Raw genomic sequence first — 25,355 nt, 5'->3', positions numbered from 1 at the left:
GGATTGGAGGCGACCATGATGGTCCCCTTGAATCGACTTCGGCGGCGGACGGAACGCTGGACCGACATGTTGTTGGGATACATCGCCGCGGATACTGACGTGAACAGTTTCGGCTACGACCAGGCACGTGTTCGCGAGTTTGGCAACGACATTCGCAGCGAACGAGGAGCGACTAACAAAAGCGCCTCTTGGACGATGCTACTGGAAACCGCGCTCGAGGCGTTTGGCAGTCAATTGATAGGCGAGCCTGCCAATGCGGATTTGAATCGGGATATTGCCACCTCGGTCATGGCCAGTTTCGGTGATGAACTGTTTAGCCAGAACACCGTAATCAACCCAATGTGGGAATCGCGAATCATTCATCTGGCCGACGATACACAGCAGTTAATCGAGCAGCTGCTTTCTCCAGAAACGCCAATCGTCGAGCAGCAGGGAAGGGAACCTTCGCGAATATCGTTTCCAACCTAGGCAGCCTATGTGCTTGGCGATTGATACGGGTTGTCGGTGACTTCGGCCAATACAATTTCTTCATAACGATCGTGCGCGATATCGACGCATTGTTTTAGTCGCTCGAACAATGCCGATTGTTTCTCTGCGTCAGGCAGCACTGCTTTGGGAATAGCCAGGTAGATGAAGGGCAGCGTGTCGTAGATCACGATGGCTTCCTGGTCGTCCGATACCTGATCCAATACACTCCAGCGGCTAAACCCAATTCCTTCTTCCGTAACGGTTGCGACTCCCGCGTCGTAGAACCAGGCTTCATCCGGCCGATTCACTTCTCGCTGGGACGATAGTTCTCTTAGGAATTGTGTGCGACTATGCCACTGAAGTCCGAAAACCAGAAGCAGGATAGACGTCATCGTGAGCAGCAGGTAGTAGAACAAATCTGTATTTAGTCCCACTTGGTAGCGCAGCACGATGAGAAGTACAGTCAAAATGATCGGCAAGATCAGTTGCTTGATCAGGCCCATGTTCGTAGGAACCGCATTCTTGCCATCTGCATCAATTCCCATGGTAGCCAGACGAGCGTAAAGTGCGGGGTTGGCCTCCCATTTCAAGTGCTCAATTAACTGAAACTCATCGAGATAGTTGTCTTGACGAAACGATTCCCAGTCAAGCAGCGGGGATGGTTGTGCTTGGCCCTCACTTCTCAATGATTGAGCTCTAGCGACGAACGATTCCGCCTCTTCTGCGGACGCGAAATATCGTTTAGGGATCACGTAGGCTCGCATTTTCTGGACGTAGATAGCAACATAATCCGGCAGATTCTGTACGCGGGGGACCATGCTCCAGCGTCGCCGTGAGGCGCCACGTTCAGTCGTTGTTTCCAGGTAGTCGTCAAGAAGCCGTAGCCGTTGCGGTCCAGGAATGACTTTGGCATTCTTGCCAATGCTAGCCCAAGCACGCCAATAGAGAATGGTGAGAAGTAGGGCGCACAGGGCGACGACTCCCAGCAAGCAAATCAGGAAGAACCACTCTCCCAAGATGATAAACAGGATCGCCAGAGGCCAAATGGCCGTTAAAACCCTGAGCGTACGCCAGTAGTCCTTCAAGCGGTCTGCCCAAGGTAAGCCATGAAGAATGGCTGCGATGTCTTCCGGCTTGTTTTCGTAGGTGACTTCCATGGACATCACGGCAAATAAGGATGAAGTCGCATCATCGGTCCGATTGTCGACTGAATTTCATGGAAATGTATTCTCCTCCTGGTGACAATAGGGAGACGTTTAATCAACTTTCGTTCCTCACATTATTCACGTTTCCAATGTCATTATCGACCATTCGCCTGATCATTTCGGGGTGCTTCGTTTTCGTAGCGTTTGGCGGTGTTAATGCGGCCGCGGAGCGTCCTAATGTCGTTCTGATCATGACCGATGATCAAGGTTACGGCGATGTCGGCATCCACGGTAATCAGGTATTGCGAACACCCAATCTCGATCGATTCGCACGGGAAGGCACACAGCTAACGCAGTTCTACTGCAGCCCTGTGTGTGCGCCTACGCGAGCCGCATTAATGACGGGACGTTACTTCTATCGGACCGGTGTCATTCATACCTCGCGTGGTGCGGCCAGAATGGCCAGCGATGAGAAGACATTGGCCGAAGTGTTTCAGGATGCCGGATATGTTACCGGAATCTTTGGCAAATGGCACTTGGGTGATAACTATCCGCTGCGGCCACAAGATCAAGGTTTCCAAGAAAGTCTGGTCCACAAGTCTGGCGGAATCACGCAGCCACCTGATCAGCCCAACGACTATTTCGACCCGCTGCTGTGGAACAATGGCCATCCGGTTCAAGCTCAGGGGTACTGCACAGATGTCTTCTTTACCGCTGCCATCGACTTCATCAAACAGAGCCGGGACGTTCCTTTCTTTGCCTACATCGCGACGAACGCCCCCCACACACCGTTAATCGTGGAAGAGGCCGCCTGGAAACGTTACGCCGATCAAGGTCAGGACGAAACGACCGCCAAGGTCTATGCCATGGTCGAAAACATCGACGAAAACTTCGCGCGTCTCTTAGAGACACTCGATGCCCTGAAGCGGAGAGAAAATACCATCGTCATCTTTCTGACCGACAATGGCCCGCAGCAGAAGCGTTTCAACGGAGACCTCAACGGACGAAAGTCGATGGTGCTAGAAGGAGGAATTCATGTTCCCTGCTTCGTACAGTGGCCTGCCAGATTGAAGGGGGGAAGCAAAGTCAATACGCGCCATGCTCACATCGATTGGCTGCCGACGCTAATCGAAGCGACTGGTATCCAGGCCGATCTGCCGAACAAGATCGATGGCGTTAGTTTCTGGCCGCAGCTCACTGGGAAGCAAAGGGAGATACAGCCAAGAAACCTGTTCTTTCAAGTGCATCGCGGTCTAGAGCCAGAGCCCTACCATAATGCGGCTGTTGTAGGCGAGCGATATAAACTGGTGATGAATGTTGGCAGTTTTGGTAAAGCGAGGCTGACGGATGTGCCTGAGAAGCAGCGAACAGGAATTCAGCTTTTTGATCTGAGCGAAGATCCCAGCGAGCAAAACGATTTGGCCGAGCAGATGCCTGATAAGGTACAGCAGTTGACCAAAGCCTACGACGGCTGGTTCGCCGACGTGAAGGCCTCACGGGGCTTCTCTCCTCCAGCTATCTTGTTAGGGTCGAGAGCGACTGACTCGACTCTGCTATGCCGCTACCAGGACGGGCACTACGAAGGGGAGCGTCACCTTGGCTGGAAGGTCGAAGTGCGAGAACCTCTCTTGGTCCAACTGCGTTTGAATCAGGAGGCAAAACCTGGCGAAAAGCTGATGGTGCAGTGGTTAGGCAACGTCACCGCCTACGACATCGAGCAGCCTAAGCAGCCAGTCACGGTACTACAGTTGGCGCCTGGGACCGGCCGCTTAGACGTTTGGCTTCAATCCGAAGGTAAGCCTCGCGAGTTCATCAAAGACAACTCAACAAAAGGTGATGTCGTGGTCAGTCCGGTGAGGGTAGCTGATTCGGACTAGTCCCCCAGGCCAAGTTTGACCGGCACCGATACCCTTTCACCCTGCCGCAGGACACTCAGAACAACCTGTTCCCCTGGCTTCTTGTTTTCAATAGCCGAAAGCAGATCATCGGCGGACTGGACTTGGTGCCCGTCAATTCCAGAGATCGTATCCGCTTCACTTCGATCGAGCCGTGTTTGCTCGTAGACGAACGGACCACGCTGGATTTGTTCGCGAACCAGTCGAAAGCCACGAATTCCTGCCTGGTCGGCGGGGCCGCCGGGGGCAACGGTAGCGACCGTCAGTCCCTGTTCCGTCTGATAAACGCGAGTGATCCCGATATCGGGTCGAATGACGCGACCATTCTTGACCAGTTGAGGCACCACCCTTTGAATTGCTGAGACAGGGATGGCGAAACCAACGCCCGTGTTTTCGCCGGTGCTCGATGCGATCGCCGTATTCATGCCGATCAGGCGGCCACTGCTGTCGAACAACGGACCGCCGGAGTTTCCGCGATTCAACGCCGCGTCAATTTGAATGATCGACTTCATCGTGCGGCCGCTCCGCGATGGGAGCACGCGGTTCAGGCTCGAGATGATGCCAATGGTCATCGTTCTCTCCAGGCCAAATGGATTGCCGATCGCGTAAACTTTCTGGCCGACTTTCAATCGAGACGAATCCCCGAACTGAACCGGATGCAGGACTTCTTCTGGGGCATCGATCTTTAACACGGCGATGTCGTTGACTGGGTCCTGCCCGACGAGTGCCGCCGCGTAGCTTTCGCCATCGAAGAGAGTGACACGAATCTCACGAGCACCTTCGATCACGTGGTAGTTCGTCAGGATGAGTCCCTGCTTGTCGAGTACGCTCCCACTCCCTGATCCTTCCGCGGGACGCTCCATCAAAAAGAAGTTATCGATTTGGACACTTCGCGTGGTGATGTGGACCACGGCACGGTTGCCTTGTTCGTAAACGTAGATATTCCGCTGTTCGTCAGGAGTGAGTTCTAGTTGCTTGGCACTCCACTGAGGAGTGAATTCCTGGGGAACGGTGACAATGCGGTCTTGGGCGCAGACCGAAGCGGAAAACAGGGTGAGGGTGACGAAAGAGAAGGGGAGAAATACGCGAAGTGTAGTCATCGATCGTACTCCTAAGGCGTGGGGGGCTCTCCTGGGGTAAAACGAACTTTCGAAATCATTCGCACATGTCGATGTACGACCAAGATAGAAATTGGTTCAGCGGCCGAAACTAGGCCTATTTAATCCGTTCTTTGAGACGCTGTTGAGTCAGAAGCATCATCGTGCGATGCGAACCAAGCCGTGAGATATCACTATCATCATCGGTAGGAGCAAGCTGCTGGTAATCGCCATCGGGATTCATGACCCAGGCCTGGCGGCGATCTTTCAACAGCACGTCCAGGATCTCCCATAGACGCTCCTTGTGCGCTCGCAGTTCAAGCGGTGTCACTGCTTCAACGCGATTACTCAGATTACGCTGCATCCAGTCGGCCGAGCCAATATAGAACTCGCCATCGAGTGGGTCGTCTGAGCCGTTGGCGAAGTAGAAGATACGCGAGTGCTCTAAGAATCGACCAATGATGCTACGGATAGTCACATTCTCGGTAAGGCCTGGCACGCCGGCTCGCAAGCAAGAGAACCCACGTACGATGCATTCGACTTGAACTCCAGCCTGGGACGCGGCAATGATCCCCTGGCACATCTCCGGGTCTTCCAGTTGGTTGACCTTGATAATCATCATGGCAGGCTTCCCAGCCTTTTTGTTTTCGATCTCGCGGCGTGTTTTTTCCAGGAACTGCTCGCGCATGTTGGTCGGCGCAACCAATAGCTTTTGGAAGCTAGGTTCGCGAGAACGCCCTGTCAGGGCATGGAATAGATTCACCACGTCGGTCGTCAGCATCGGATCGCAGGTGAACAGTCCCAGGTCCGTATAAAGCCGTGCTGTTTTGACGTGGTAGTTGCCGGTGCCGATGTGGGCGTAGCAGCGGATGCCGTCTGACTCTTGACGCACGACCAGGGCGATTTTCGTGTGGGTTTTCAGTCCAAGCACACCATACACAACGTGGGCTCCGATCTTCTCAAGTTCCTTGGCCCAGTGCAGGTTACGCTCTTCGTCGAAGCGAGCTTTGAGTTCGATCAAGCAGGCAACTTGCTTGCCCGTCTCGGCCGCACGGATCAAGCTGCGAACAAACGGCGTGTCGTCACCTACCCGATATACGGTCATCTTGATTGCGATCACCTTGGGATCATTTGCCGCGGCACGAATGAACTGCTCGACGCTCGCATCGAAACTTTCATACGGGTGATGCACCAGGAAGTCACCTGACTTAATAACCGAAAAGATATCCGCTTCTTCGCCAGCGAGGTCGGCTGGAACGATCGGATTCCAAGGTTCGTCGCGAAGTTCTTTGATATCGAGTGATGCCAGCGGCCACATCCCCGCATAGTCCAATTCGCCGGGCACCTCGTAGACGTCGTCTTCCGAGAGATCGAACTGGTGCATCAATAACGAGCGAACCCACGGGTTGGGATCTTCCGAAAGTTCGAGCCTCACGACCGGCTCGAACTTTCGTTGACGCAGTTCTTCGGCGACAATCGTGCGGATGCTTTCCGATTCGTCGTCATCTTCGATTTCAACCTCCGAGTTTCGCGTGATGCGAAACAGCGTCGAGTCGATGATCGTCATGCCTGGAAACAACTTTTCGGCGTTGTAATGAATAAGATCGGCCAGGCGAATGTACGATCGCGCGTCATCCATCTCGGAATCGAGTTGAATCCATTGCGGCAGGATGTTGGGAACCTTGACTCGGGCAAACAAGTTCTCTTCCGAGTCGGGTACACGCAGAACGAAGCCTAGAGAAGTCGATAGGTTCGACATGTAAGGAAAAGGGTGCCCCGGATCGAGCGCTAGCGGCGTGAGTGCCGGGTAAACGTTGCGATTGAAAAAGAGATGCGCCTTCTCACGCTGGGAATCGGTAAGCTGATCCCAATCCAAGAGGTGAATGCTGTGCTCGGCAAGCAGTGGCTTGAGTTCCTTGCGGAAGCATTGGGCTCGCTTCTTCAGCATGGGGATGATGACTTGGCGCATCTCTTGCAGACGCTGCTGCACCGGCACTGGGCCAATGACCTTATTTTTGAGCCGTTCGGCCTGACTGCGCGTACGCAATAAGCCGATCCGTTTCATGAAAAACTCGTCCAGGTTCGACGTAAAGATGGCCAGAAACTTGATTCGTTCAAGACCTGGGTTGCGGTCGTCGAGTGCCTCGTGCAGTACGCGGCTGTTGAATTGAAGCCATCCCAGATCACGGTCAGAATAGGCATCTCGCCAAGATGTGTCGGTCAGATCCGTTTCGGACGAGGAAGTCTTCAGGTTCTGGTCGATCAAGCGTGCCGTAATTTCCTGCGTCATCAGTCCTTCGAGCCTTTTTCTGCGGAAAGCTTTGCTTGTGTCAAATCTAGGGTGCAAAGTGGCATTCTATCTGATCAGCACCCCGAATGGGGCCCCCAGATATAGGTTTCAGCCTGAATTAACGGTGAAGATTGGCCTTGGGATTGGTCGACGAAAATATTACAACGACCCCTCGAAAAGGTCTCTTTGAGTTCTAACATGGACCTGCTGGCATGGCGATAGATACGAAAATCTGGACTGGCCCTGGCCGACCCGCCGTCTTCCTGGACCGGGACGGCACCATCAATGAAGAGGTGAAATACCTGGGGTCGCCCCATCAGCTACGGCTCATTCCCGGTGTCGCCGAGGCGATTGCACGCCTGAATCAAGTGAGCATTCCGGTAATTGTCGTGACCAACCAGTCAGGCATTGCCCGTGGTTACTACACCGAGGACGACGTCCAGGACGTACACAACTACATGGACAAGCTGCTTGCCGACCACGGGGCGTCTGTCAGTGCGTATTACTACTGCCCGCATCACCCGGACGCGATCGTGAAGAAGTACGCGGTCGACTGCGAGTGCCGCAAGCCTCGGATCGGCATGCTTAGCGCTGCCGCTGCCCAGGAAAATGTTTCCCTAAGTCAAGCCTATGTCGTGGGAGACAAGCGTTCCGATTTGCGTGCCGCAGTCAACGCAGGGGCACGCGGCATCCTGGTTCGAACCGGGTATGGTACGAAGACTGAAGAAGAACTTCTTCACGAATCAGAAGCGACCGGGGCAGCCCTGGTCACGAATATAGTAGACGACTTAGCCGCCGCGGTTGAGCAAATCTTGTCCCAACTCAACCAGTCCCAACCGCAGAGCGTAAAGCCGCCAAAGTTTGCGTCTACTTATCGCCATCATCGACCGGAGCTAGGTCAACATTACCCTCACTGATAGGCTCTGCCTCGCCGGGTTGCTCGGGTGGAGGAATCTCGGCCCCAATCGGCCCGAGTTCTTTGGATGCTTCTGTAATCATTTCAACCAGCATCGGATCGATCGGTGTTGGTTGGGTTGGCTCTGCTGAAACCTCTTCGGTAGAAGCTTCCGCTGCATTCGATTCGTTCGCTGGCTGCATTGGCTTAGTGGTGGGCTCTTCTGAAACAATTGGTTCGTTTACCGGCATTTCGGCGTTCACCTTCCGCCCGGTTGGTTTCGACTTTGGTTGGGCAGCTGTTTTCTTCTGGGGCGTTGTTTGTTTCGAGGCATTGACTTGCTGCTGGAATGCTGCCGCCAAGGGGCTTTCCTCGACATCGTCGGCCGGCTTGTTTCTCGATACCTGGTTATCCGTATTCAAGGACTGTTCGGCGGGTTCATCGTCCATGGGGTCTTCGGTCGGGATCGACTCAACCGGCACGTCTGCGTTGGAGTTCAACTGGTCAGGCGTTTTGCCTTCGTTGGCGAGTTCGCGCATCTCGGCCGTTCGCAATTCTTCAGGCACAAGGAAGTAGGCCTGAGGCGGAAGCTTTGGGACGATCTTGAAAACGTCCTGGTGGCCGAACCACATGATCATCATCACAGCGATCAACAAGCCTGCTGCCCCGCCCACCACGATCTTGGCGAATTCGAGAATTACGTTGGGCTCTGATTTCTTCGGTTTGCGCGTTGGACGCGAGGAATCAATCTTGGCCATTGGCGCGCTGCTAGACAGCGGGCCCGAATCCTTGATCTGAAACTCGTTCTTCGGTTCAATCGATTCGCTGGCGAGGTTGTATTCGGTCGTATCGGCAAGGCTTGCAGGGATCGCGACGGTGACTTCAGAGCCTGGTCCGGAAACGATCTCGGCTTCCGGCGGTAAGCTCGAAAGGATTTCGCTCATGGGGAACTCTTCACTGCAACGCGGGCAACGGATGACCGACATCTCCTTCGCCATGGCAGGAATGCGAATGGAGTCGTGACAACGAGGGCAGGAACTCAACAGCATGTGGGGCTCCGAAACGTGGCAATATCGACTGACCGACCCGAAGCGCGGGAGGGGAATTGGACAAGGGCTCCCCACGGTGGCCAGAGGCAACCAATTATTTTAGCAAGAATGTACGAAATTGGGTGAAATGGTGCCAATCGCCGCCAAGTTTTCTCTAAAACGGGGGTGGATTGCGCCTAGCTGGAAGTTTGAATTTCTGCGAGCTAAACTAGAAGGACCTCCCTGACCTACCTCAAACAACCCTTCATTCGCTCGAATCTGGAGCATTGCCTGTGACTGGTAGCCCCTGGACTTTTCGGCTTATTCCCTGCTTCGTGGGGATTTTTGTTTCGGGACTGATTTGTGCTGACTCCTTCGCTCAATTTGGGGGCGGTGATGGCCAAGTCAAGGCCGATATCCATGACGGGGATCGGATTGCCCTTGTCGGTGGGACCTTCATCGAACGTGAACAGCAGTACGGATATTTCGAGTTGGCCCTGAATCTGGCTCTGCCGAAAACCAACTTTACCGTACGAAACCTGGGCTGGAGTGGCGACACGGTCACGGCCATCTCACGGGCACGCTTTGGCAATCAGCAGGAAGCCTGGTCGCATCTGACCAAGTCGTTGGATCTTGTCGATCCCACGGTTATTTACGTCGGTTATGGAACTAACGAAGCGTTCCGTGGCAAGGAAGGCTTGGAAGAGTTCAAGGCCAACTATGTGAAACTTCTGGATGAACTGGAGAAGCGAACCCAGCGCATCGTCTTGATCAAGCCGTTGCCGATGGAAAACCTTGGTCCTCCCCTTCCAAACCCCGAAGAGTACAACGCGAATATCGAGTTGTACGGTAAGGCGATTCAGCAGTTGGCCTACGACCGTGGTTACCGAACGATGGGCATGAACGATGCTTTCGGCAAGTACAGACCGACCTCCAAAAACCAACCGGAGCATTTGACCGACAATGGCATGCATCTTACGGAATACGGGTACTGGTATCTGGCTCCGAAGATGGTCGAAAGCCTGGCCCCGTGGACGAGTGAGTCCCCGTTGAAAGCCGTCGCGGCCAATCCCCTGAAACCGCATGACAAAGTATTAGTGTCACTGCCGTACGCGTCGGCACCAGGTAAAGGTTTCCCTCACTCGGTTCCCTGTGCGATCCATTTCTTCCAGCAGGGCAGTTGCACGTTGCAGGGCCCTGGGGACACGCCTGCAGTAACGGCCACAACCGAACAGTGGGGACGCGGAGTCGATATTCCAGCGACCTCGCTTTACGCCAAGACGGAACAACTCCGCCAGGCGATTCTCCGCAAGAACCAGCTGTTCTTTGATCGTTTCCGACCGCAAAACGAAACGTACCTTTACCTGTTCCGTAAGCATGAGCAGGGAAACAATGCGGTCGAGATCCCCCAGTTCGATCCTCTGATCGAGCAGCAGGACAAGAAGATCTTTGAGTTGAAACAGCCGGTCGCATTTGACGTGAAGTTTGAAAAAGCGGCCGACTAAGTTCCTCGTCTTATTCTGAAATCATCCTTCCTTGCTATTGAGATATTCTTCCCCATGAACCGCCCTACCCTTGCCTTGCTGCTGCTGTTGATCGCTCCGGCGGCCTTATTTGCTCAGCGTGATCTGAAAGTTATCCCCGATACCGATCCAGCCGCTGAACAACGGTCATTCACCGTGGCCGAAGGATTCGAGGTGAACCTGTTCGCTTCCGAACCGATGATTGCCAGCCCGATTCAAATCAACTTCGACGCCCAAGGCCGCTTGTGGGTCGCGTCGAGTTCGGTCTATCCCCAGATCGAGCCTGGCCAGGTCGCTGACGACAAGATCCTCATGCTGGAAGATACCGACGGGGATGGTGCCGCCGACAAGTCAACGGTCTTCGCGGACGGCCTCTTGATTCCTACCGGTGTATTGCCAGGCGATGGTGGTGTGTACGTGGCCAACAGCACGGAACTGCTGCATATGAAGGATACCGACGGCGACGGCAAGGCAGATCAGAAGCGTGTTGTGCTTTCAGGTTTCGGCACGGAAGATACGCACCATATTCTGCACACGCTTCGCTGGGGCTACGACGGGATGATGTACTTCAACCAGTCGATTTACATTCATAGCCATATCGAAACACCCCACGGAGTGCGCCGCCTGAATGCCGGCGGTATTTGGCAGTTCCGTTCCGAAACCATGGAGCTAGACGTTTTCTGCCGTGGTTTCGTGAACACCTGGGGGCATCACTTCAACGACTACGGTGCGAACTTCGCGACCGATGGTGCTTATGGCGAGGGCATCAACTACACTTTTCCCGGGGCGGTTTTTGTTACGGCAGCCGACTCTCGCCGATTGCTGCAAGGGCTGAATCCCGGCAGCCCGAAGCATTGTGGTTTGGAGCTAGTTGGCGGATCGCATTTGCCGGAAGACTGGCAAACCAGCGCCATTACCAATGACTTTCGAGCCCATCGTGTGTGTCGCTTTGTGCTGGAAGAAGACGGTTCCGGCTACGCCAGCCGCCAGGCCGAGGATGTCATCAAGGCAGCTCACGGGGCGTTTCGCCCTGTCGACGTGAAGATGGGGCCCGACGGAGCGATTTACATTGCCGACTGGTACAACCCGATCATTCAGCACGGTGAAGTCGACTTCCGTGACCCTCGTCGAGACCACGTGCATGGACGCATCTGGCGAGTGACCAAGAAGGGAAGTCCATTGGTCCAGCCGCAGAATCTGCACGAGGCCTCCATCGATGAACTGTTGACTGCTTTAAAGTCTCCTGAAAAATGGATTCGTACACATGCCAAGCTTCAGCTGAAGCAACGTCCGCGAACCGATGTTCTTACGCAGCTTGCCGCGTGGATGCAGAAGCTGGCCAAAGACGATCCTTCTACGGAGCACCAACGCCTGGAAGGGCTCTGGGCATATCAGGCACTCGATGAGATCAACGAGCCGCTGCTGTTGGAACTCCTCGCGTCGCCTAATCACAACATCCGTGCGGCAGCCGTCCGGGTTGCCTCGCAGTGGCACGATGAAGTCTCTCACCCGCTCGCATTGTTTGCGGCTGCCGTTCGTGATGAGCATCCACGCGTACGTCTGGAAGGTGTTCGCGCTTTGGCCACGATTCCTAGTTCTCAGGCGATGATCGTCGGGCTGGAAGCGACTCGCCAGCCGATGGACCGATTCTTGGACTTCGCCGTGTGGCAATTGGTCGAGGACCTTGCCCCAGTCTGGATTCCAGATTTGAAGCAAGCCGTTGCCAACAACGATAGGAACTCGAAGATTTTACAAGATGCCAAAGCGCATCCCAAAAGCTGGACGTTTGCCTTCGAAGCGATCCCCAACGCCGAAGTTGCCGAGGCAGCGATTCTCTTGCTGCCAGAAGCAGACGCGGAAACATCAGGCCGATTGGTGGAACTAGCCGCTCAGCGAGGTGGCTCGCAACTGCTGGGTAACCTTCTCACTTCGATCTTGCCAGAGGGAAGCCGGGCTGAGGATAACTCGCAGGTCATCCCAATTCTCAAGTCATTTCTCGTCGCCATGCAGGTACGCAAGACGAAGCCGGAAGGAGACTTGGCCGCGATTGAACAGCTTTACGCGTCCGACTCGCCGGAAGTTGTCGCATTGGCCTTCGACACGGCGATTGCCTGGAACGTTGCTTCCCAGGACCTGGTACGTGCCTATGCATCAGGCGAGAAAGAACTTCCTCCGACGGCACGCGTTGCTGCGGTTAGGGCCCTCGCGAAAATGCCGGGACAGCCTACCTCCAAGCTACTGGTCGAGTTGATTCAATCCGACACTACCGGTCAACCAGTTCGCTTGGCCGCCCTGGAAAGCCTAGCCACCTTCGCTCTTCCCAATGCGGCGAATCAAACCGCCGTGTTACTAGCAAAAGACGGAAATACCATTCCGGCTGACGCGCTTCTCGCACCATTTGTCAGCCGTAAGCAAGGACAGGTTCGCCTCGCCGAAGCACTTAAAGATAAGAAGTTGCCACGTGACCAGGCCCAACTGGCTCTTCGCTCGGTGCGCAGCAGCAGCCAGGCATCTCCGGAGCTTGTCACCGCGATTCAATCGGCAGGCGGTCTGACTGAAGGGGTTCGGCAGTGGTCCGACGAAGAACTGGCTGAGATTACCAAGTTGGTCGCGCAGTCAGGCGATCCACACGCCGGAGAAGCGATCTTCCGCAAGGAGGCGCTCAACTGTTTCAAGTGCCATGCGATTGGCGAGGCTGGCGGCAATGTCGGGCCGAACTTGATCAGCCTGGGAGCGAGTGCTCAGCCAGACTATATCGTCGAGTCGATTCTACGCCCCAGTGCGAAGGTGAAAGAGAACTTCCACTCGTTGATCATTCTAACCGACGAAGGAAAGGTACTCACAGGGATTCCCGTTCGCGAGAACAAGGACCTGCTTGTCCTGCGTGACGCCGAGGGACGCGAGATCGAGATTCCTCAGGAATCGATTGACGATCGTGCCGAGGGGCGCTCGCTGATGCCGGATGGATCGATCGATGCTCTGACCACAAAGGAAATTGTCGACCTGGCGGCGTTTATGTCGAAGCTGGGCAAAGCAGAAGAGTTCTCGATCGGCAATCAAAAGTATTTGCGATCGTGGCAGACGCTGACGTACAACAATGAATCCCTGCGAGCGATCAACCGTTCGAGTAATAACACGGTTGCTGCCGGGCATCCATCGTTTGTGTGGAAACCCATCTTCAGCCAGGTTGATGGGGGTGTTCCTCTCGCGGAACTTCCCGTTTATCACCCTCATCGTAACCAACCGCAGTTCGCTTACCTGCAAACTGACATCGAAGTCGCTAGCGGCGGGACTTTCAGGTTTGCCTTTGAAGGCCCGGAAGGACTTTCCGTGTGGTTCGATGGCAAACCCATTCCGACGGCCCAAGAGTTGGAAGCCGATTGGCAGCCAGGTGTGCACCAGATCACACTTGCCATCAACTTGGGTGAACGTCAGAAGGCAGTGAAAATGCGTCTTCTGGAAGAGCAATCGACAGGTCGCTTGGCCACTGCGGCGAAGAAATAGCCGCGATTGATCAGAATTGGGGGTAATCTTGCCTTGACCTGCAACTTGCCCCTTTGGTAGTTACACGCTTCGGTCCAGCTAATTAGTATCGTCACAAGCTGACGGGGGACTTGAGCGTCATCGTGAAAAAAATTTCTCATCAGCCGTTTTTCAGCCTTTTGCGCTGCCTATTGCTAGCACTTGGAGCACTTGCTTCAGGACAAGAGGCCGCAGCCCAGGGAACCGTCGCGCCTGCACCTGTCACGGGCTCCGCGGGAGCTTCCATCCAAGGATGGGATCCTTATTCGACGGCACCCCAGTACGGATCGTATAGTCAGCCAGGCTACAGCGCGCCCAGCTATGCCGCGCCACCGACGTCCAGCTATCCGCCGCCGAGCAGTTTTCCACCGGCACCATCGTCGCCACCTGCGAGTTTTTCGACGGGACCGAACTCGTTTTATCCTCAGCAGCCGCAACCGTTATATCAACCGGCCCAGCCATTTGCTCCTCAGCAGCAGTACCAGATTCCGTACGAACGCTTCATGGAGAACCTGGCTTTTCAGTATACGTTTTTGCCTAAGCTGAACGACGACCCGGATACCCTGCAGACGCAGGACTTCGAGACCTCGGTTACTGCGCTGTTCCCCAATTTTCTGTTCAGCGATCACCCCTTGTTGGTCACACCCGGTTTCGTGCTGCACCTCTGGGATGGCCCATCCACGATGGTGCAGGACCTGCCATCGAAGGCTTACAGTGCTTACTTGGACCTGGCCTGGAATCCGGAGCTAACGCCGCGGTTGTATGCCGAACTGGGTTTTCGCGTGGGGGTCTATACTGACTTCGAGACAATCAATTCCGACAGCTTGCGGTTTCAAGGATTGGGTGTGGGCAACATCCGCTTGACTCCCACCATGACTTTGAAGGCTGGTGCCGTTTACATCGATCGCATGGACAAGAAGCTGTTGCCGGTCGTTGGTTTGTTATGGGAACCCGATAGCCTCACTCGCTTTGATATCACCTTTCCGTACCCGCGGCTTTCCAAGTATTGGACGACCATCGGTGATCGTAAGGTGTGGTGGTATGTCGGCGGTGAATATGGCTACGGTAGTTGGACGATCCAACGTTATGACTTTGTCGCCATGGATAGCGTCGCCGATCAGATCGATATCAATGACTACCGCGTCTTCGTCGGCTTAGAAGCAACGCACCCCAATCGCTTACGAGCCTACGCGGAAATCGGGTATGTATGGGACCGGAACATTCTGTATCGGGCGCCTACTATTCCCAACCTGAAAGTGAACGACACCTTGATGTTACGAGTTGGGTTTAATTTCTAAGGCGAGGCATTGAAACACCCATCGACCTATGCCGCATGTCTGTTTGTCATCGGATGCCTCTGCGGAAGCGAAGCGACGGAGCATGCTCACGCGCAGATGCAGCCGTGGGCGCAGCGCGATCTGAGCACGCTACCGCGCGAATCAACTTATCATCCGATTCAGCGCATTCCACCGACCGAAGTTTTTCCAGGCGGATATCAATTGCCGCAATATCCGAAGACAGGATCGCCTGGTAATCCAGCCGTTCCAGCCACGCTTGTCTCTGAAAATCCCCCGGAGTTGAGCACACTCTCCGACGATATCGAGAAGCAAGATGCGCTTTACCTGAGTGAAGAAGAAGTCTTCTCGACACGGCCGAAGCTCAGTCCGGCCAAGGATGGCATTTTGCAGTCGTTAACCATTCAAAGTACCTGGATCGCCGGTAGCGGAGACAACATCGGCATGACAGAAATCAGCGGTAGCGCGACACTCGGTTTTCCAGCTCCGACCCGCGAATCTCCCTTGCTGTTGACGCCTGGTTACGGAATGTACTTTCTGGTCGGTCCCGATTCGGTCGAGGCCCCGGCGACGCTTTATCAGGCCTATCTCACCACGCGCTGGATGTCGCAGTTATCACCGAAGTGGGGGACGGTATTGTCGGTTACTCCTGGCGTGTACAGTGACTTTCAGCGGACCGATAGCAATGCGTTTCGCGTCAGTGGTATGGCCATCATGTCCTACCAGTGGACCGAGTCAGTTCAGTTTCTCTTCGGTGTGGCCTATCTTAACCGCGACGACTATTCCATCCTGCCTGTGGTCGGATTGGTTTGGACGCCTGATGATGACCATCGTTTAGAACTTACTTTCCCTCGTCCTCGCTATTTGCAGTTGTTTTCATATGGCGACGGCTATGAAGACTGGTGGTATGTTTCAGGTGAGTTCGGTGGAGGGACTTGGAGCGTCGAGCACCCCCTGGGTGAAAACGACTCATTGACGTTGAGTGATTACCGTCTCCTCATCGGGATGGAACGAAAAACGGATGGGGGTGGTAAATCGTTCTTGGAAATCGGTTACGTGTTTGGCCGAAAATTCGAGTACGAAAACGATCCCGTCGAACTCAATATGAGCGACACCATCATGCTGCGAAGCGGCTGGTGGTATTAACGACCGTTTGAATGTTTGCCCAACTCTTTCTCAAGCAGCTTCATGTTGCGGCGGTTGGCCCGGAATGTAACGTCAAACAGGTCACCGACCAGTGGAATGAAACCGATGATGAAGTCGACCAGGACATTCCAAACCATCTTGGTCAACGTCCAGCGGCTGGCACCGAGACGGTAGGCTTCCCACAAAAAATAGGCGGAGACTGCCGTCGTGGAAGCGTCGCCCACAATTGGTATTAGGCCGAGTACCGCGTCCCAACCTAGAGTGATCTTCGTGCCAGGCACCGTAACGGCATCGTCAAACAAGTGGGCTATCGAACGAAGTCGCTTGATCAGCTTGTCGCGGTCTTCTTTCGAGAGGGAATGCTGGGCATGTTTGCCTGCCTTGCGAACTGCACTAGGCGTTTCAGGGCGGCGCGGCATCAACCGGGACGTATTTGGACTTAAGTGTCGAATGTTCATCGCTCGTTACCGGGGTTAAAGGTATGGCACGCAAAGGTGCCGACCTACCTTTTCGCAATCGCTATACCAGTCGCGCAGCAATCGGTGGTGAATTGGACCTATCCTGAGAGGGTTTCGCCTTAAACTATGTTCAGTAAACTTCTTAAGGCACTTGGCGACGTTTGCCAATTTCTTGCAACACCGATCATCTAACCAAATTTGCAGGCGAGCATTCACTCTGAAAGCGTGGCGACAATCCCCATAGCGACCGCGATGGTTGATGGAATGGCAGCGGCTAAGATCACCAGCGTCGCTCGCAGGGCAGCTGGAAATTTAAAGGGAAGAAACATTCCCAACACGGCTGCCAGGAAGGGGCCAGCCATGGGGAGCCAATAGCAGACGATTGGTACATCACTCCACGAATTGACGTGGGCGATCAGCAGAATGCCTGCGAGGTAGGTTGTTGACGTCAGCCCAATACCACCAAGCGGCGATCGTCCGAGAAAGATCCCTGCGACGACCAACCCGAGTGACGCACCAAAGGGTAGTCCGGCAATTTGGGTAAAGAGTAGGCTATCTGAGATTGCCACGATCGCCGAAACAGCCAGACAGGTGCCTAGCCAAACCACCGTAAATGGCCAGCGACTACTCTCCGAAGAAAGCTCCGTTGTTGCCGACACGACCGTCACTCCCACGCACCAGCACAAGAGATAGGGGACGTACGGTGGTGAAAGGGCATCCCATGTTGGCATCAGCAGATAACCAACCCCTGCTGCGACAGCCGCAGACACAACGGGGAGAATGCCAAAACGAACGAGAGCGGATCGTCCCATCAGACTAACTGCTGACGCGGCAAGCATCGCCATGACAACCCCGATCGGAAGCCACTCATAGTGAGCGTCAGGGATCCAGGGTCCTAACTTCAGCTTGAAGTATCCGACCGCGGCACCCGCAACCAAGGGAAGTGAAGTCTCGAGGGGAGAGACAGGATCATTGGTGGCGGAAGGGATCTCTTCCGAATCTGGTTCGCTCTTATCAACAGGGAAGAGTTGATGGGCAATCCAGACCAGAACGAAGCGGAGCCCGGCCGCCGTGACGAGCGGCGCGGCGAGGCCCCAAAGTAAGTCATTCCAGGAGAATGGCATGTTCGCTTATTTGCCAACCTTGATGGTCATGGTTACGTCTTCATGAACGTTGTCCGTTCCATAATCCATGCCGAAGTCGACGCGATTGATGACAAACTCTGCGTCCAAAGTGATATCCTTTCCGACTTTCACTTTGGCGGGAAAGCTGATCGACTTGGTTTCGCCAAGCAGGGTCAAGTCGCCAGTGATCTTTACCGTGCCGTCATCGGCGGCTTCGATCGATTTCGAAACGAACTTCGCCTCGGGGTTTTCGCGGACGTCGAAGAAGTCGGGGCTCTTCAAGTGATTGGTCAGCTTTTCAATTTCTGTTTCTAGCGAAGCGGTATCGATAACGACTTTGATCTCAGTCAGCTTACCGTCAGCCGCTTGGACCATGCCGTTAAACTTGCCGAATTTCCCGGTGCGTGGGTCCGGCTTGTCTCCCTTGTGTGTACCCACGAACTGAATCAACGTGTTCTCCGGCGTCAGCTTCACTTCAACCGGACCACTTGCTTCCTCGGCGACGGTTGTGGTTTCCTCGGCCGGCTTCTTCATCTCGGCCCCTTCTTTGGGGGACGGTTTTTCAGCAGGCTCTTCTTCAGAAGCTTTTTCCTTCGGTGCAGCTTCTTCCGCAGGCTTGTCGGTAAGTCCTTCAACTTCATCGGCCGGAGTCGGCTGAGCAGCGGCTTCCGGATTGACTTCTTCCTTTTTCATCTCCTCTTTGGGGGCTTCCGGCGCTGGGGCTGGCTCTTCCTTGGGCGTCTCCACGGGAGGTGCCGCCTTTTCCTCTTTCATCTCCGGCTTTTCTTCCGGTGCCGGGGCAACTTCTTCGGCTGGCTTTGCTGTCACGGCTGGCGGGGGCATGGTTTCGTTGGTGACTGCCGGTGCGGCCGTCTCGTTCGTCTTTGAAGGGGTACCGGTACCGCTATCGCCACTAGGTGGCTTGCAGCCGGTACAAGCGATCGCGGCGACCAAAACAAAACCTAAAAATCGCATCATCGTATTCTCCTTGATGTCTTGGGTGAGTGGGGTTGAGGGCGAACGCAAGCATCTAGGGTGGATGGGGACAACGCCTGTCGCTTGTCAAACGACATTAAACCACACGACCAGCAACGATTCCATTCTTCTTTTAGGTCGCTAAGTAGTCGGCGGCACTTACTGGTGCATTGCACTGGAAGTTCTCGCACACATATACCGTTGGCTGACCATTCAATGGAGACTTTCCCGATATCATCGGCTGCAAGTTCGCGCCCAGGTGTTCACCGTCGATTGCCAGTACGAACAGCGTGTTCGGCTGGTATTGTTTGTGAATAGCGTGGACAAGTTCATCGCACGATGGACGATCTGTAGCAGCAATCACGACCTCCGAGCCCGGCTGATGCAGGTAGTCGTAAGCGACCAGTAACTGCCCCGCGGCGATCGGATGTTTCTGCAAGATCTCTGCCGCTGCGGAAATTGTTTCTTCGGCAAGCTGTAAATACTTTTCGCTGCCCAACAGTTTGCCAAGCTTCGCCAGGACCAGCGCGGCAACGCCATTTCCGCTAGGAACACTATGATCGTAAAAGTCCTTGTTGCGGGCAATCAATTGTTCATGATCGTCGGCCGTGTAGAAGAACCCACCTGACTCCGTGTCGTAGAAGTGCTCGATAGCTATGTCGATCAGCTTCTGTGAGTGTTTTAGCCACTCGGTTTCGAAGGTCGCTTCATACAACGCGAACATCGCCGAAGCAACGTACGTGTAGTCATCGAGATAGGCTGGAAGCTTGGCTTGGCCGTGTCGGTAGGCGTGCAGCAACCGGTCTGTGTCGTCGGTCATTTGCTCTAGAACAAATCTTGCAGCCCTCTTGGCGGCAGCGATGTATGCGGCCTCGTTAAACGTCGCACCAGCTTTCGCAAACGCTTCGATCATCAGTCCGTTCCAACTGGCGAGGATCTTGTCGTCCTTGCCGGGACGAATACGTTGACAGCGTACGTTGAAGAGGACTTCCCGTGCCCGATTCATCTCGTCGCGCAGTTCTTGTTCCGTGGTCCCAAAGTCTTGGGCATACTGGGCAATCGGTTTCTTAAGCCTTGGGATATTGTGCCCTTCGAAGTTGCCGGATTCGGTGATGTCGTACACCTGACGAAAACGCTGGGCGACCAGGGGATCGCCTAGCAGCTGATCGACTTCCGCCGGCGTCCACACGTAAAACTTGCCTTCTTCCCCTTCGCTATCGGCGTCTTCGGTACTGTGAAAGCCTCCCTGCTGGTCGGTCATGTCGCGCAGGACGTAATCGCACGACTCCTTCACGACGCGAGCGTAGTTCTCGTTTTTCGTCAGACGGTATGCATCGACGTAATTGCTGATTAACAAGGCGTTGTCGTACAGCATCTTTTCGAAGTGAGGGACGAGCCAGTATTCGTCGACACTATAACGGGCAAACCCACCCCCTAGGTGATCATAGATGCCCCCCATCGCCATCTTATCGAGCGTGGTGGTTACCATCGGTAGGAGCTTTTCATTGCGGGTATCGATGAAGTGCCGCATCAGCAAATCGATGTTCATCGTGTGCGGGAATTTTGGAGCCGAACCAAAGCCGCCGTGCTTAGGGTCGAACGACTCTTCCATTTGCCGGACGGCCATGCTAACTCGACCTGGGGGAATCTCGGTTGATTCTGCCGATCCTAGACCAATTCGCTGCAGACGTTCAGTAAGAAGCCGCGATTGTTGCAGGGCGACCTCTCGACGGTTCTCCCAGGCATCGACCACTGCCCGGAGAACTTGATCGAAGCCTGGCATACCTCGGCCTGCCGTCGGAGGCCAATAGGTGCCGCCAAAAAAAGGCATCAGTTCAGGCGTCAGAAAAACCGACATCGGCCAGCCGCCGTGCCCAGTGAGCAACTGCACGGCGTTCATGTAGATCTGATCCAGGTCTGGGCGTTCTTCGCGGTCAACCTTGATGCTTACGAAATGCTCGTTCAAGTAGTCGGCGATGGCCTGCGACTCGAAGCTTTCGTGCTCCATCACATGACACCAGTGACAGGCCGAATACCCAATCGATAAGAAAATGGGCTTCTCTTCCTGCTTTGACTTCTCCAGTGCTTCCTTATCCCAAGGATACCAGTCGACAGGGTTGTTGGCATGTTGGAGGAGATAGGGACTCGTTTCGTGGGCGAGACGGTTCGGCATGATCCGTATTCCTTCGCGCGACGAACTGCCGCACTAAGCAAGGTGGGCGATTGGTTTATCGAAACGAATGTGTTTGATCCGGGAATTCACCGGACTGGACGTCTTTACAGAATTGGCGAACCGCATCGGAAACGGTCTGGCGGACATTGGCGTACTGCTTAACGAACTTTGGTACGTGCCCTTCGGTCAAGCCGATCATGTCATTCAGAACAAGGACTTGCCCGTCGCACGACTTGCCGGCCCCAATGCCGATCGTAGGAATGTCCAGCATCTTGGTGATTTCCGCCGCGTCGTCTTGGGGGATGCATTCCAGCACAATACTGAACGCCCCGGCATCGGCCGCCGACTTGGCATCATAGATCAGCCGTTCTCGATCGCGCTGCACACGATAGCCTCCCATTTGATGTACCAACTGCGGTCGCAGACCAATATGTGCCATAACCGGGATGCCGGCGTTTACCAAACCCGAGATTACCTCGGCCTGATCCGCGCCACCTTCCAATTTGACGGCCTGGGCACCGGTTTCTTTGAGAATGCGACCCGCGTTACGAATGGCTTCGTAGACGCCCAAAAGGTTCGATGGAAAAGGCATATCGACGATAACCAGTGCGCTGGAGACGGCACGCGTAACCATCTCGGCATGGTAAATCATCTCGTCCAGCGTGACCGGAATGGTTGAGTCATGTCCTTGGACCACCATCGATAAGGTATCCCCGACCAAGATGGCGTCGATCCCAGCTTGATCGACCAAGCTTGCCATTGGATAGTCGTATGCCGTTAGTACGGTCAGCTTCTTGCCCTCCGCTTTGCGGCTTACAAATTGGGGAACCGTCAGTCGAGATTTGCCGCGGGGGGGGGTGGACATGGGCCTAAGCCTTTTTTGATTGCAAGTGTTGAGCCAGTCAGCACTTATTTTCTCCATTGGCCGCCAAAGCGGCAACCAGTGACTGGCAACCGCTGGGCGTCTAGCAAGCTAATTAGTTTTCCGCGTATAGGAGACAGGTTGGGTAACGCACTCACTTCCCTGCGGCAGCGGACCATTGCCCATTGCGAGCAGGTATCGCGGAAAAAATTGGAAATTCTTTCGGCCAACCGTTATCCTAAGGGACACAGCAGCCTTCCATGCGCTTCCCTTCTGGAACCATTTCAGGACTCCCATGCATCGCCAAATTTCTCATCTTTGTGCGGCCATTTTGTTTTCACTGGCCGTATTGCTTCTCTCGTTTCCCGTCAACGCTCAAAACCCCAATCAGCCTCAACAGGGAATGCCCAATTTCAACGGACGCCCTGGCCAAAAACAGGAGCGGACCAGCCTGTCTGGCAAGCTCACCGCGGCCCTGCCGCCGCTAATCAAGTTGAAGCCTGAAAAGGGGAACCAGGAGTGGACGATTCGCGTCGACTCGAAGCCTGACGAGATCGTTGTTCGCGGCGAAGCGGAAAAGGGTTGGGTTCGTCCTGGCATGTTCGTCCACTTCGAAGCTACCCTCGATAAAAAGGGTGTCGGTCAATCCGCGGTCAGCGAAGTAAGTGTCTTCACTCCCACACCTCAGTTGGAACTGGGCGTTACTGAACAAGGAGGTTTGCCAGATTTCTCGTCGGCCGGTTCGGAAGAAACGACCGAAAGCTCGGGCGAAGAAGTCTCGAAGTACACCGTCGTAGGTCGCCTGTCAGGCGTCGCACGTGATGGCAAATGGAGTGTCACGGCCGGCAAGGCGAAGGTCACGGTCGAAGTCGCTGAAGATGCCAAGATCAGTGTCGAGCTTCCAGACCCACGATTGATTCGCATTGGCGACACGGTCAAGGGAACGGTTTATTACTACAACCAAGGTGTTGGCATCTTGAAGGGAGAGGTGGAAGTGGAGGCCGCGGAGCCCTTCGCTGCCCCGGAAGATCCCCGCGAAGCTCGTCGCAAGAGCCGTAGTCGAGAAAAAGAAGAAGGCCCAGCCAACCCGGCCGAAGCCAAGAGTATTTTTGATATGTAGTAACCGCAGGAGATCCAACGATTTCCCGACGGTGAACCGGGAGGGGAGGTCCTTGTGGCCTCCTCTTTTTTTGTTGATGCCGAGACGGCTAAGAATACAAACGAAATCGTTGCTACTACGCGCGGGATGGCTTATCTTGTCGCGATGATAAGATCTTATCCTCGTTTCAACTTTTCGGCAGATCTGCGATGAACGAGAGATTTTTGCGAAACGCCTTCATTATGATCGTAGTACTCGGCGGTATGTTTCTTTATGGCCTCATCCGGCCGTTTGATGGGGACGATCAGGTCAGCATCGGCGACCGCACGGTAACGTCGCGTCGAGCGAAAGTGATCGATCGAGGAAAGGAGGATACGCGGAACGTTGTCGTCCAGCCAAGTCCTAAATTTCTGATCGAATACGCCTTTGGTGATGGCACGGAGGGGTTCAACATTCTGCGAATCAGAGCGGACGGTACTGGGGAGTACAACTATTGGGACCAGGAGTCGGAGTCAGCACGACAAAAGAGGTTGACATTCAAACTGTCGCGTGCCGAATTGGAAGAGATTTGCGGAAAGCTGAATCAGTCGGGATTTATGGCGCTTGCCAACGAGTATCACGGTGATGTGACAGGCGGAACGCAGGTAGCCATCACCGTGGTAACCGGGCACGTTGAGAAAGAGGTCTATTGCGATAATCACTTTCCGGTGGCAGTGGTCGCCGTGGCCGACTATCTTGAGAAAGAAGTCATCCAGCCAAATCGCAACCGTTCCTGAGTTGCTCTCTCTTCCTCAAACACATCTCATTGGAAAAAGGTGCCCTGCCATGCGTTTTCCTCTTTTTCTGAGCATCGTCATATGCTTTTGCCTGGTCATGTTTTCGGATGCGTGTGCGGCTGAAGCGAAGCGGCCGAATATTGTCCTGATCATGTGCGACGATATGGGATTTTCGGACATTGGCTGCTACGGCGGTGAAGTCGACACCCCGAATCTTGACAAGCTGGCGACCGGCGGAATGCGGTTTCGTACTTTCTATAATAATGCTAAGTGCGAGCACACACGAGCGTCCCTGTTGACCGGACGTTGGTGGCATCACGTAGGGGCTTCAGCAAGTGTGGTGTATAAGGCTCCGACGTTCGGCGAGCGATTGCGTGAGGCAGGCTACCGTACGTTGATGGTTGGTAAGTGGCACGCAGGTCAAACGCCGTATCAGCGCGGCTTCGACCGGTACTATGGCCTGACCGACGGTTGCTGCAATTTCTGGAACCCTGGCCACGCCCGACCAGGCGAGCCTGAGCCGGCTAAGAAGCGTGTTCGCCGCTGGGCAATTGATGCGGAGGAGTTTCTTCCTTTCACGCCTGACTCGAAAGATTTCTACACCACCGATGCATTCACCGACCATGCCGTAGAGTATTTGGAAACGTACAAGGAGGAAGAGCAGCCGTTCCTGCTTTACGTCGCCTACACGGCACCTCATTATCCGTTGCATGCGAGTGAGGAAGATATCGCCAAGTATCGTGGAAAGTATGGTGAGATCGGGTGGGACAAGCTGCGTGAGGAGCGTTTCGCTCGACAAAATAAGTTAGGCGTGCTGCCTAAAAACGTCCGCTTGTCACCGCGTGATCCCGTCTTGCCGGCATGGGATGAGATTGCCGAGCAGGAACGCGACGGGTGGGATTTGCGCATGGCGACCTATGCCGCGATGATCGATCGTATGGACCGCAACATTGGTCGCATTCTGCAGAAGTTGGAAGCGATTGGCAAAGCGGACAACACGGTGATCTTCTTCCTTTCAGACAATGGTGCCTGTGACGAGTCGTCCGATCGATCGACCGTGAAAGGATCGATGCCATGGGAAGTGACCAGCTATCTAACCCAGGGACGCAACTGGGCGAATGCGTCCAACACGCCGTATCGCAAATACAAAACGACCGATTATGAAGGGGGCACACGCACGCCGATGATTGCCTGGTGGCCAAACGAAATCAAAGCCGGCACGATCACCGATCAGCCAGGGCACCTGATCGACTTCATGCCCACGATGCTCGAACTGGCCGGCGCGAAGATCACTGACGAATTACCAGGGCATTCGCTGGTCGAAACGCTTAGCGGTTCGGCAAACGAACGTGCCTGGCCCATCTACTGGCAGTTCGGCAAAGCCCAGGCGATCCGTGATCACGACTGGAAACTGGTAAAGCTCGGCAAAGGGGACTGGGAACTTTACGATCTGAGTCAAGATCCCACCGAACTCAACGATCTTGCCAAAGAGCATCCCGAAAAAGTTGAGGAGCTTGATGCCAAGTGGCAAGCTTGGTGGAAGGACAGAGGGAAGTAGTCCCGGCATTGCGTGAGCATGAACTT

The 25,355-nt window shown here is 54.6% G+C and carries 19 protein-coding genes; 10 read left to right on the top strand and 9 right to left on the bottom strand.

The window, feature by feature from the left end:
* Positions 1 to 15: 15 nt before the first annotated feature.
* On the top strand, positions 16 to 468 hold the full coding sequence (locus Pan97_RS23765) for a hypothetical protein (RefSeq protein ID WP_144976998.1): 453 nt from the start codon (positions 16 to 18) through the stop codon (positions 466 to 468).
* A gap of 5 nt (positions 469 to 473) precedes the next feature.
* Here Pan97_RS23765 and Pan97_RS23760 read toward each other — a convergent pair whose 3' ends face one another.
* Complete coding sequence (locus Pan97_RS23760) at positions 474 to 1,625, bottom strand: YcxB family protein (RefSeq protein WP_165698941.1); 1,152 nt, start codon at positions 1,623 to 1,625, stop codon at positions 474 to 476.
* Positions 1,626 to 1,762: 137 nt separating this feature from the next.
* Here Pan97_RS23760 and Pan97_RS23755 point away from each other — a divergent pair, with 137 nt between their 5' ends.
* The gene (locus tag Pan97_RS23755) at positions 1,763 to 3,490 is read left to right on the top strand and encodes an arylsulfatase (protein ID WP_165698940.1); all 1,728 of its coding nucleotides are present in this window, start codon (positions 1,763 to 1,765) and stop codon (positions 3,488 to 3,490) included.
* Here Pan97_RS23755 and Pan97_RS23750 read toward each other — a convergent pair.
* Positions 3,487 to 4,608 carry a S1C family serine protease gene (locus tag Pan97_RS23750; protein WP_144976986.1) on the bottom strand — a complete coding sequence of 374 codons (1,122 nt, stop codon included), beginning with the start codon at positions 4,606 to 4,608 and terminating at the stop codon, positions 3,487 to 3,489. The genes Pan97_RS23755 and Pan97_RS23750 overlap by 4 nt on opposite strands.
* A 115-nt stretch (positions 4,609 to 4,723) precedes the next feature.
* Complete coding sequence (gene ppk1 / locus Pan97_RS23745; RefSeq protein WP_144976982.1) at positions 4,724 to 6,895, bottom strand: polyphosphate kinase 1; 2,172 nt, start codon at positions 6,893 to 6,895, stop codon at positions 4,724 to 4,726.
* 212 nt (positions 6,896 to 7,107) lie between these two features.
* Between ppk1 and gmhB the strand changes: the two genes are divergently transcribed.
* Positions 7,108 to 7,812, top strand: a complete 705-nt coding sequence (gene gmhB / locus Pan97_RS23740) for a D-glycero-beta-D-manno-heptose 1,7-bisphosphate 7-phosphatase (protein WP_144976980.1) — start codon at positions 7,108 to 7,110, stop codon at positions 7,810 to 7,812.
* Here the strand turns inward: gmhB and Pan97_RS23735 are convergent.
* Positions 7,763 to 8,734, bottom strand: a complete 972-nt coding sequence (locus Pan97_RS23735) for a hypothetical protein (protein WP_144976977.1) — start codon at positions 8,732 to 8,734, stop codon at positions 7,763 to 7,765. The two genes, gmhB and Pan97_RS23735, sit on opposite strands and share 50 nt — an antisense overlap.
* Positions 8,735 to 9,111: 377 nt before the next feature.
* Here Pan97_RS23735 and Pan97_RS23730 point away from each other — a divergent pair, with 377 nt between their 5' ends.
* The 4 genes from Pan97_RS23730 to Pan97_RS23715 all read left to right on the top strand — a co-directional run bounded on the left by Pan97_RS23730 (position 9,112) and on the right by Pan97_RS23715 (position 16,304).
* Positions 9,112 to 10,323: an SGNH/GDSL hydrolase family protein gene (locus tag Pan97_RS23730; protein WP_165698939.1), complete on the top strand. Its 1,212-nt coding sequence runs from the start codon at positions 9,112 to 9,114 to the stop codon at positions 10,321 to 10,323.
* A gap of 54 nt (positions 10,324 to 10,377) precedes the next feature.
* Positions 10,378 to 13,845 (top strand): PVC-type heme-binding CxxCH protein, encoded by a 3,468-nt coding sequence (locus Pan97_RS23725; RefSeq protein WP_144976971.1) that lies wholly within the window; start codon positions 10,378 to 10,380, stop codon positions 13,843 to 13,845.
* A 122-nt stretch (positions 13,846 to 13,967) separates the two neighbouring features.
* Positions 13,968 to 15,161: a hypothetical protein gene (locus Pan97_RS23720; protein ID WP_144976968.1), complete on the top strand. Its 1,194-nt coding sequence runs from the start codon at positions 13,968 to 13,970 to the stop codon at positions 15,159 to 15,161.
* Between the two features lie 9 nt (positions 15,162 to 15,170).
* Positions 15,171 to 16,304: a DUF6268 family outer membrane beta-barrel protein gene (locus Pan97_RS23715; RefSeq protein ID WP_144976965.1), complete on the top strand. Its 1,134-nt coding sequence runs from the start codon at positions 15,171 to 15,173 to the stop codon at positions 16,302 to 16,304.
* On the opposite strand, the gene Pan97_RS23710 is transcribed toward Pan97_RS23715, so the two are convergent.
* The 5 genes from Pan97_RS23710 to panB form a co-directional block, all read right to left on the bottom strand.
* The gene (locus Pan97_RS23710) at positions 16,301 to 16,723 is read right to left on the bottom strand and encodes a DUF4112 domain-containing protein (RefSeq protein ID WP_144976962.1); all 423 of its coding nucleotides are present in this window, start codon (positions 16,721 to 16,723) and stop codon (positions 16,301 to 16,303) included. The genes Pan97_RS23715 and Pan97_RS23710 overlap by 4 nt on opposite strands.
* A gap of 251 nt (positions 16,724 to 16,974) precedes the next feature.
* On the bottom strand, positions 16,975 to 17,886 hold the full coding sequence (locus Pan97_RS23705; RefSeq protein ID WP_144976959.1) for a hypothetical protein: 912 nt from the start codon (positions 17,884 to 17,886) through the stop codon (positions 16,975 to 16,977).
* A gap of 6 nt (positions 17,887 to 17,892) precedes the next feature.
* Positions 17,893 to 18,864: a YceI family protein gene (locus Pan97_RS23700; RefSeq protein WP_144976956.1), complete on the bottom strand. Its 972-nt coding sequence runs from the start codon at positions 18,862 to 18,864 to the stop codon at positions 17,893 to 17,895.
* A 130-nt stretch (positions 18,865 to 18,994) separates the two neighbouring features.
* A complete protein-coding gene (locus Pan97_RS23695; RefSeq protein ID WP_144976953.1) occupies positions 18,995 to 21,034 on the bottom strand; it encodes a thioredoxin domain-containing protein in 2,040 nt (679 codons plus the stop codon).
* Positions 21,035 to 21,089: 55 nt separating this feature from the next.
* Entirely contained in the window at positions 21,090 to 21,899 is an 810-nt protein-coding gene (gene panB, locus Pan97_RS23690) for a 3-methyl-2-oxobutanoate hydroxymethyltransferase (protein ID WP_144976950.1), read from the bottom strand.
* Between the two features lie 292 nt (positions 21,900 to 22,191).
* Between panB and Pan97_RS23685 the strand changes: the two genes are divergently transcribed.
* The 3 genes from Pan97_RS23685 (at position 22,192) to Pan97_RS23675 (ending at position 25,329) form a co-directional block, all read left to right on the top strand.
* The gene (locus tag Pan97_RS23685; protein WP_144976948.1) at positions 22,192 to 23,016 is read left to right on the top strand and encodes a hypothetical protein; all 825 of its coding nucleotides are present in this window, start codon (positions 22,192 to 22,194) and stop codon (positions 23,014 to 23,016) included.
* Positions 23,017 to 23,237: 221 nt separating this feature from the next.
* Positions 23,238 to 23,771 (top strand): hypothetical protein, encoded by a 534-nt coding sequence (locus tag Pan97_RS23680; protein WP_144976945.1) that lies wholly within the window; start codon positions 23,238 to 23,240, stop codon positions 23,769 to 23,771.
* A 49-nt stretch (positions 23,772 to 23,820) separates the two neighbouring features.
* Positions 23,821 to 25,329 (top strand): arylsulfatase, encoded by a 1,509-nt coding sequence (locus tag Pan97_RS23675; RefSeq protein ID WP_144976942.1) that lies wholly within the window; start codon positions 23,821 to 23,823, stop codon positions 25,327 to 25,329.
* Positions 25,330 to 25,355: the final 26 nt, after the last annotated feature.

The sequence above is a fragment of the Bremerella volcania genome, from assembly GCF_007748115.1.
Lineage (GTDB): Bacteria > Planctomycetota > Planctomycetia > Pirellulales > Pirellulaceae > Bremerella > Bremerella volcania.
Note: the sequence above shows the minus strand (reverse complement) of the source record. Positions and strands in the feature narration are given on the sequence as shown.

What these genes read in the sequence shown, in the direction of transcription:
- Pan97_RS23710 (WP_144976962.1), bottom strand. Translation starts at nt 16,723, where the DNA reads ATGCCGCGCCGCCCTGAAACGCCTAGTGCAGTTCGCAAGGCAGGCAAA.
- Pan97_RS23760 (WP_165698941.1), bottom strand. Translation starts at nt 1,625, where the DNA reads ATGGAAGTCACCTACGAAAACAAGCCGGAAGACATCGCAGCCATTCTT.
- panB (WP_144976950.1), bottom strand. Translation starts at nt 21,899, where the DNA reads ATGTCCACCCCCCCCCGCGGCAAATCTCGACTGACGGTTCCCCAATTT.
- Pan97_RS23725 (WP_144976971.1), top strand. Translation starts at nt 10,378, where the DNA reads ATGAACCGCCCTACCCTTGCCTTGCTGCTGCTGTTGATCGCTCCGGCG.
- Pan97_RS23765 (WP_144976998.1), top strand. Translation starts at nt 16, where the DNA reads ATGATGGTCCCCTTGAATCGACTTCGGCGGCGGACGGAACGCTGGACC.
- gmhB (WP_144976980.1), top strand. Translation starts at nt 7,108, where the DNA reads ATGGCGATAGATACGAAAATCTGGACTGGCCCTGGCCGACCCGCCGTC.
- Pan97_RS23750 (WP_144976986.1), bottom strand. Translation starts at nt 4,608, where the DNA reads ATGACTACACTTCGCGTATTTCTCCCCTTCTCTTTCGTCACCCTCACC.
- ppk1 (WP_144976982.1), bottom strand. Translation starts at nt 6,895, where the DNA reads ATGACGCAGGAAATTACGGCACGCTTGATCGACCAGAACCTGAAGACT.
- Pan97_RS23695 (WP_144976953.1), bottom strand. Translation starts at nt 21,034, where the DNA reads ATGCCGAACCGTCTCGCCCACGAAACGAGTCCCTATCTCCTCCAACAT.
- Pan97_RS23705 (WP_144976959.1), bottom strand. Translation starts at nt 17,886, where the DNA reads ATGCCATTCTCCTGGAATGACTTACTTTGGGGCCTCGCCGCGCCGCTC.
- Pan97_RS23755 (WP_165698940.1), top strand. Translation starts at nt 1,763, where the DNA reads ATGTCATTATCGACCATTCGCCTGATCATTTCGGGGTGCTTCGTTTTC.
- Pan97_RS23685 (WP_144976948.1), top strand. Translation starts at nt 22,192, where the DNA reads ATGCATCGCCAAATTTCTCATCTTTGTGCGGCCATTTTGTTTTCACTG.
- Pan97_RS23675 (WP_144976942.1), top strand. Translation starts at nt 23,821, where the DNA reads ATGCGTTTTCCTCTTTTTCTGAGCATCGTCATATGCTTTTGCCTGGTC.
- Pan97_RS23735 (WP_144976977.1), bottom strand. Translation starts at nt 8,734, where the DNA reads ATGAGCGAAATCCTTTCGAGCTTACCGCCGGAAGCCGAGATCGTTTCC.
- Pan97_RS23700 (WP_144976956.1), bottom strand. Translation starts at nt 18,864, where the DNA reads ATGATGCGATTTTTAGGTTTTGTTTTGGTCGCCGCGATCGCTTGTACC.
- Pan97_RS23680 (WP_144976945.1), top strand. Translation starts at nt 23,238, where the DNA reads ATGATCGTAGTACTCGGCGGTATGTTTCTTTATGGCCTCATCCGGCCG.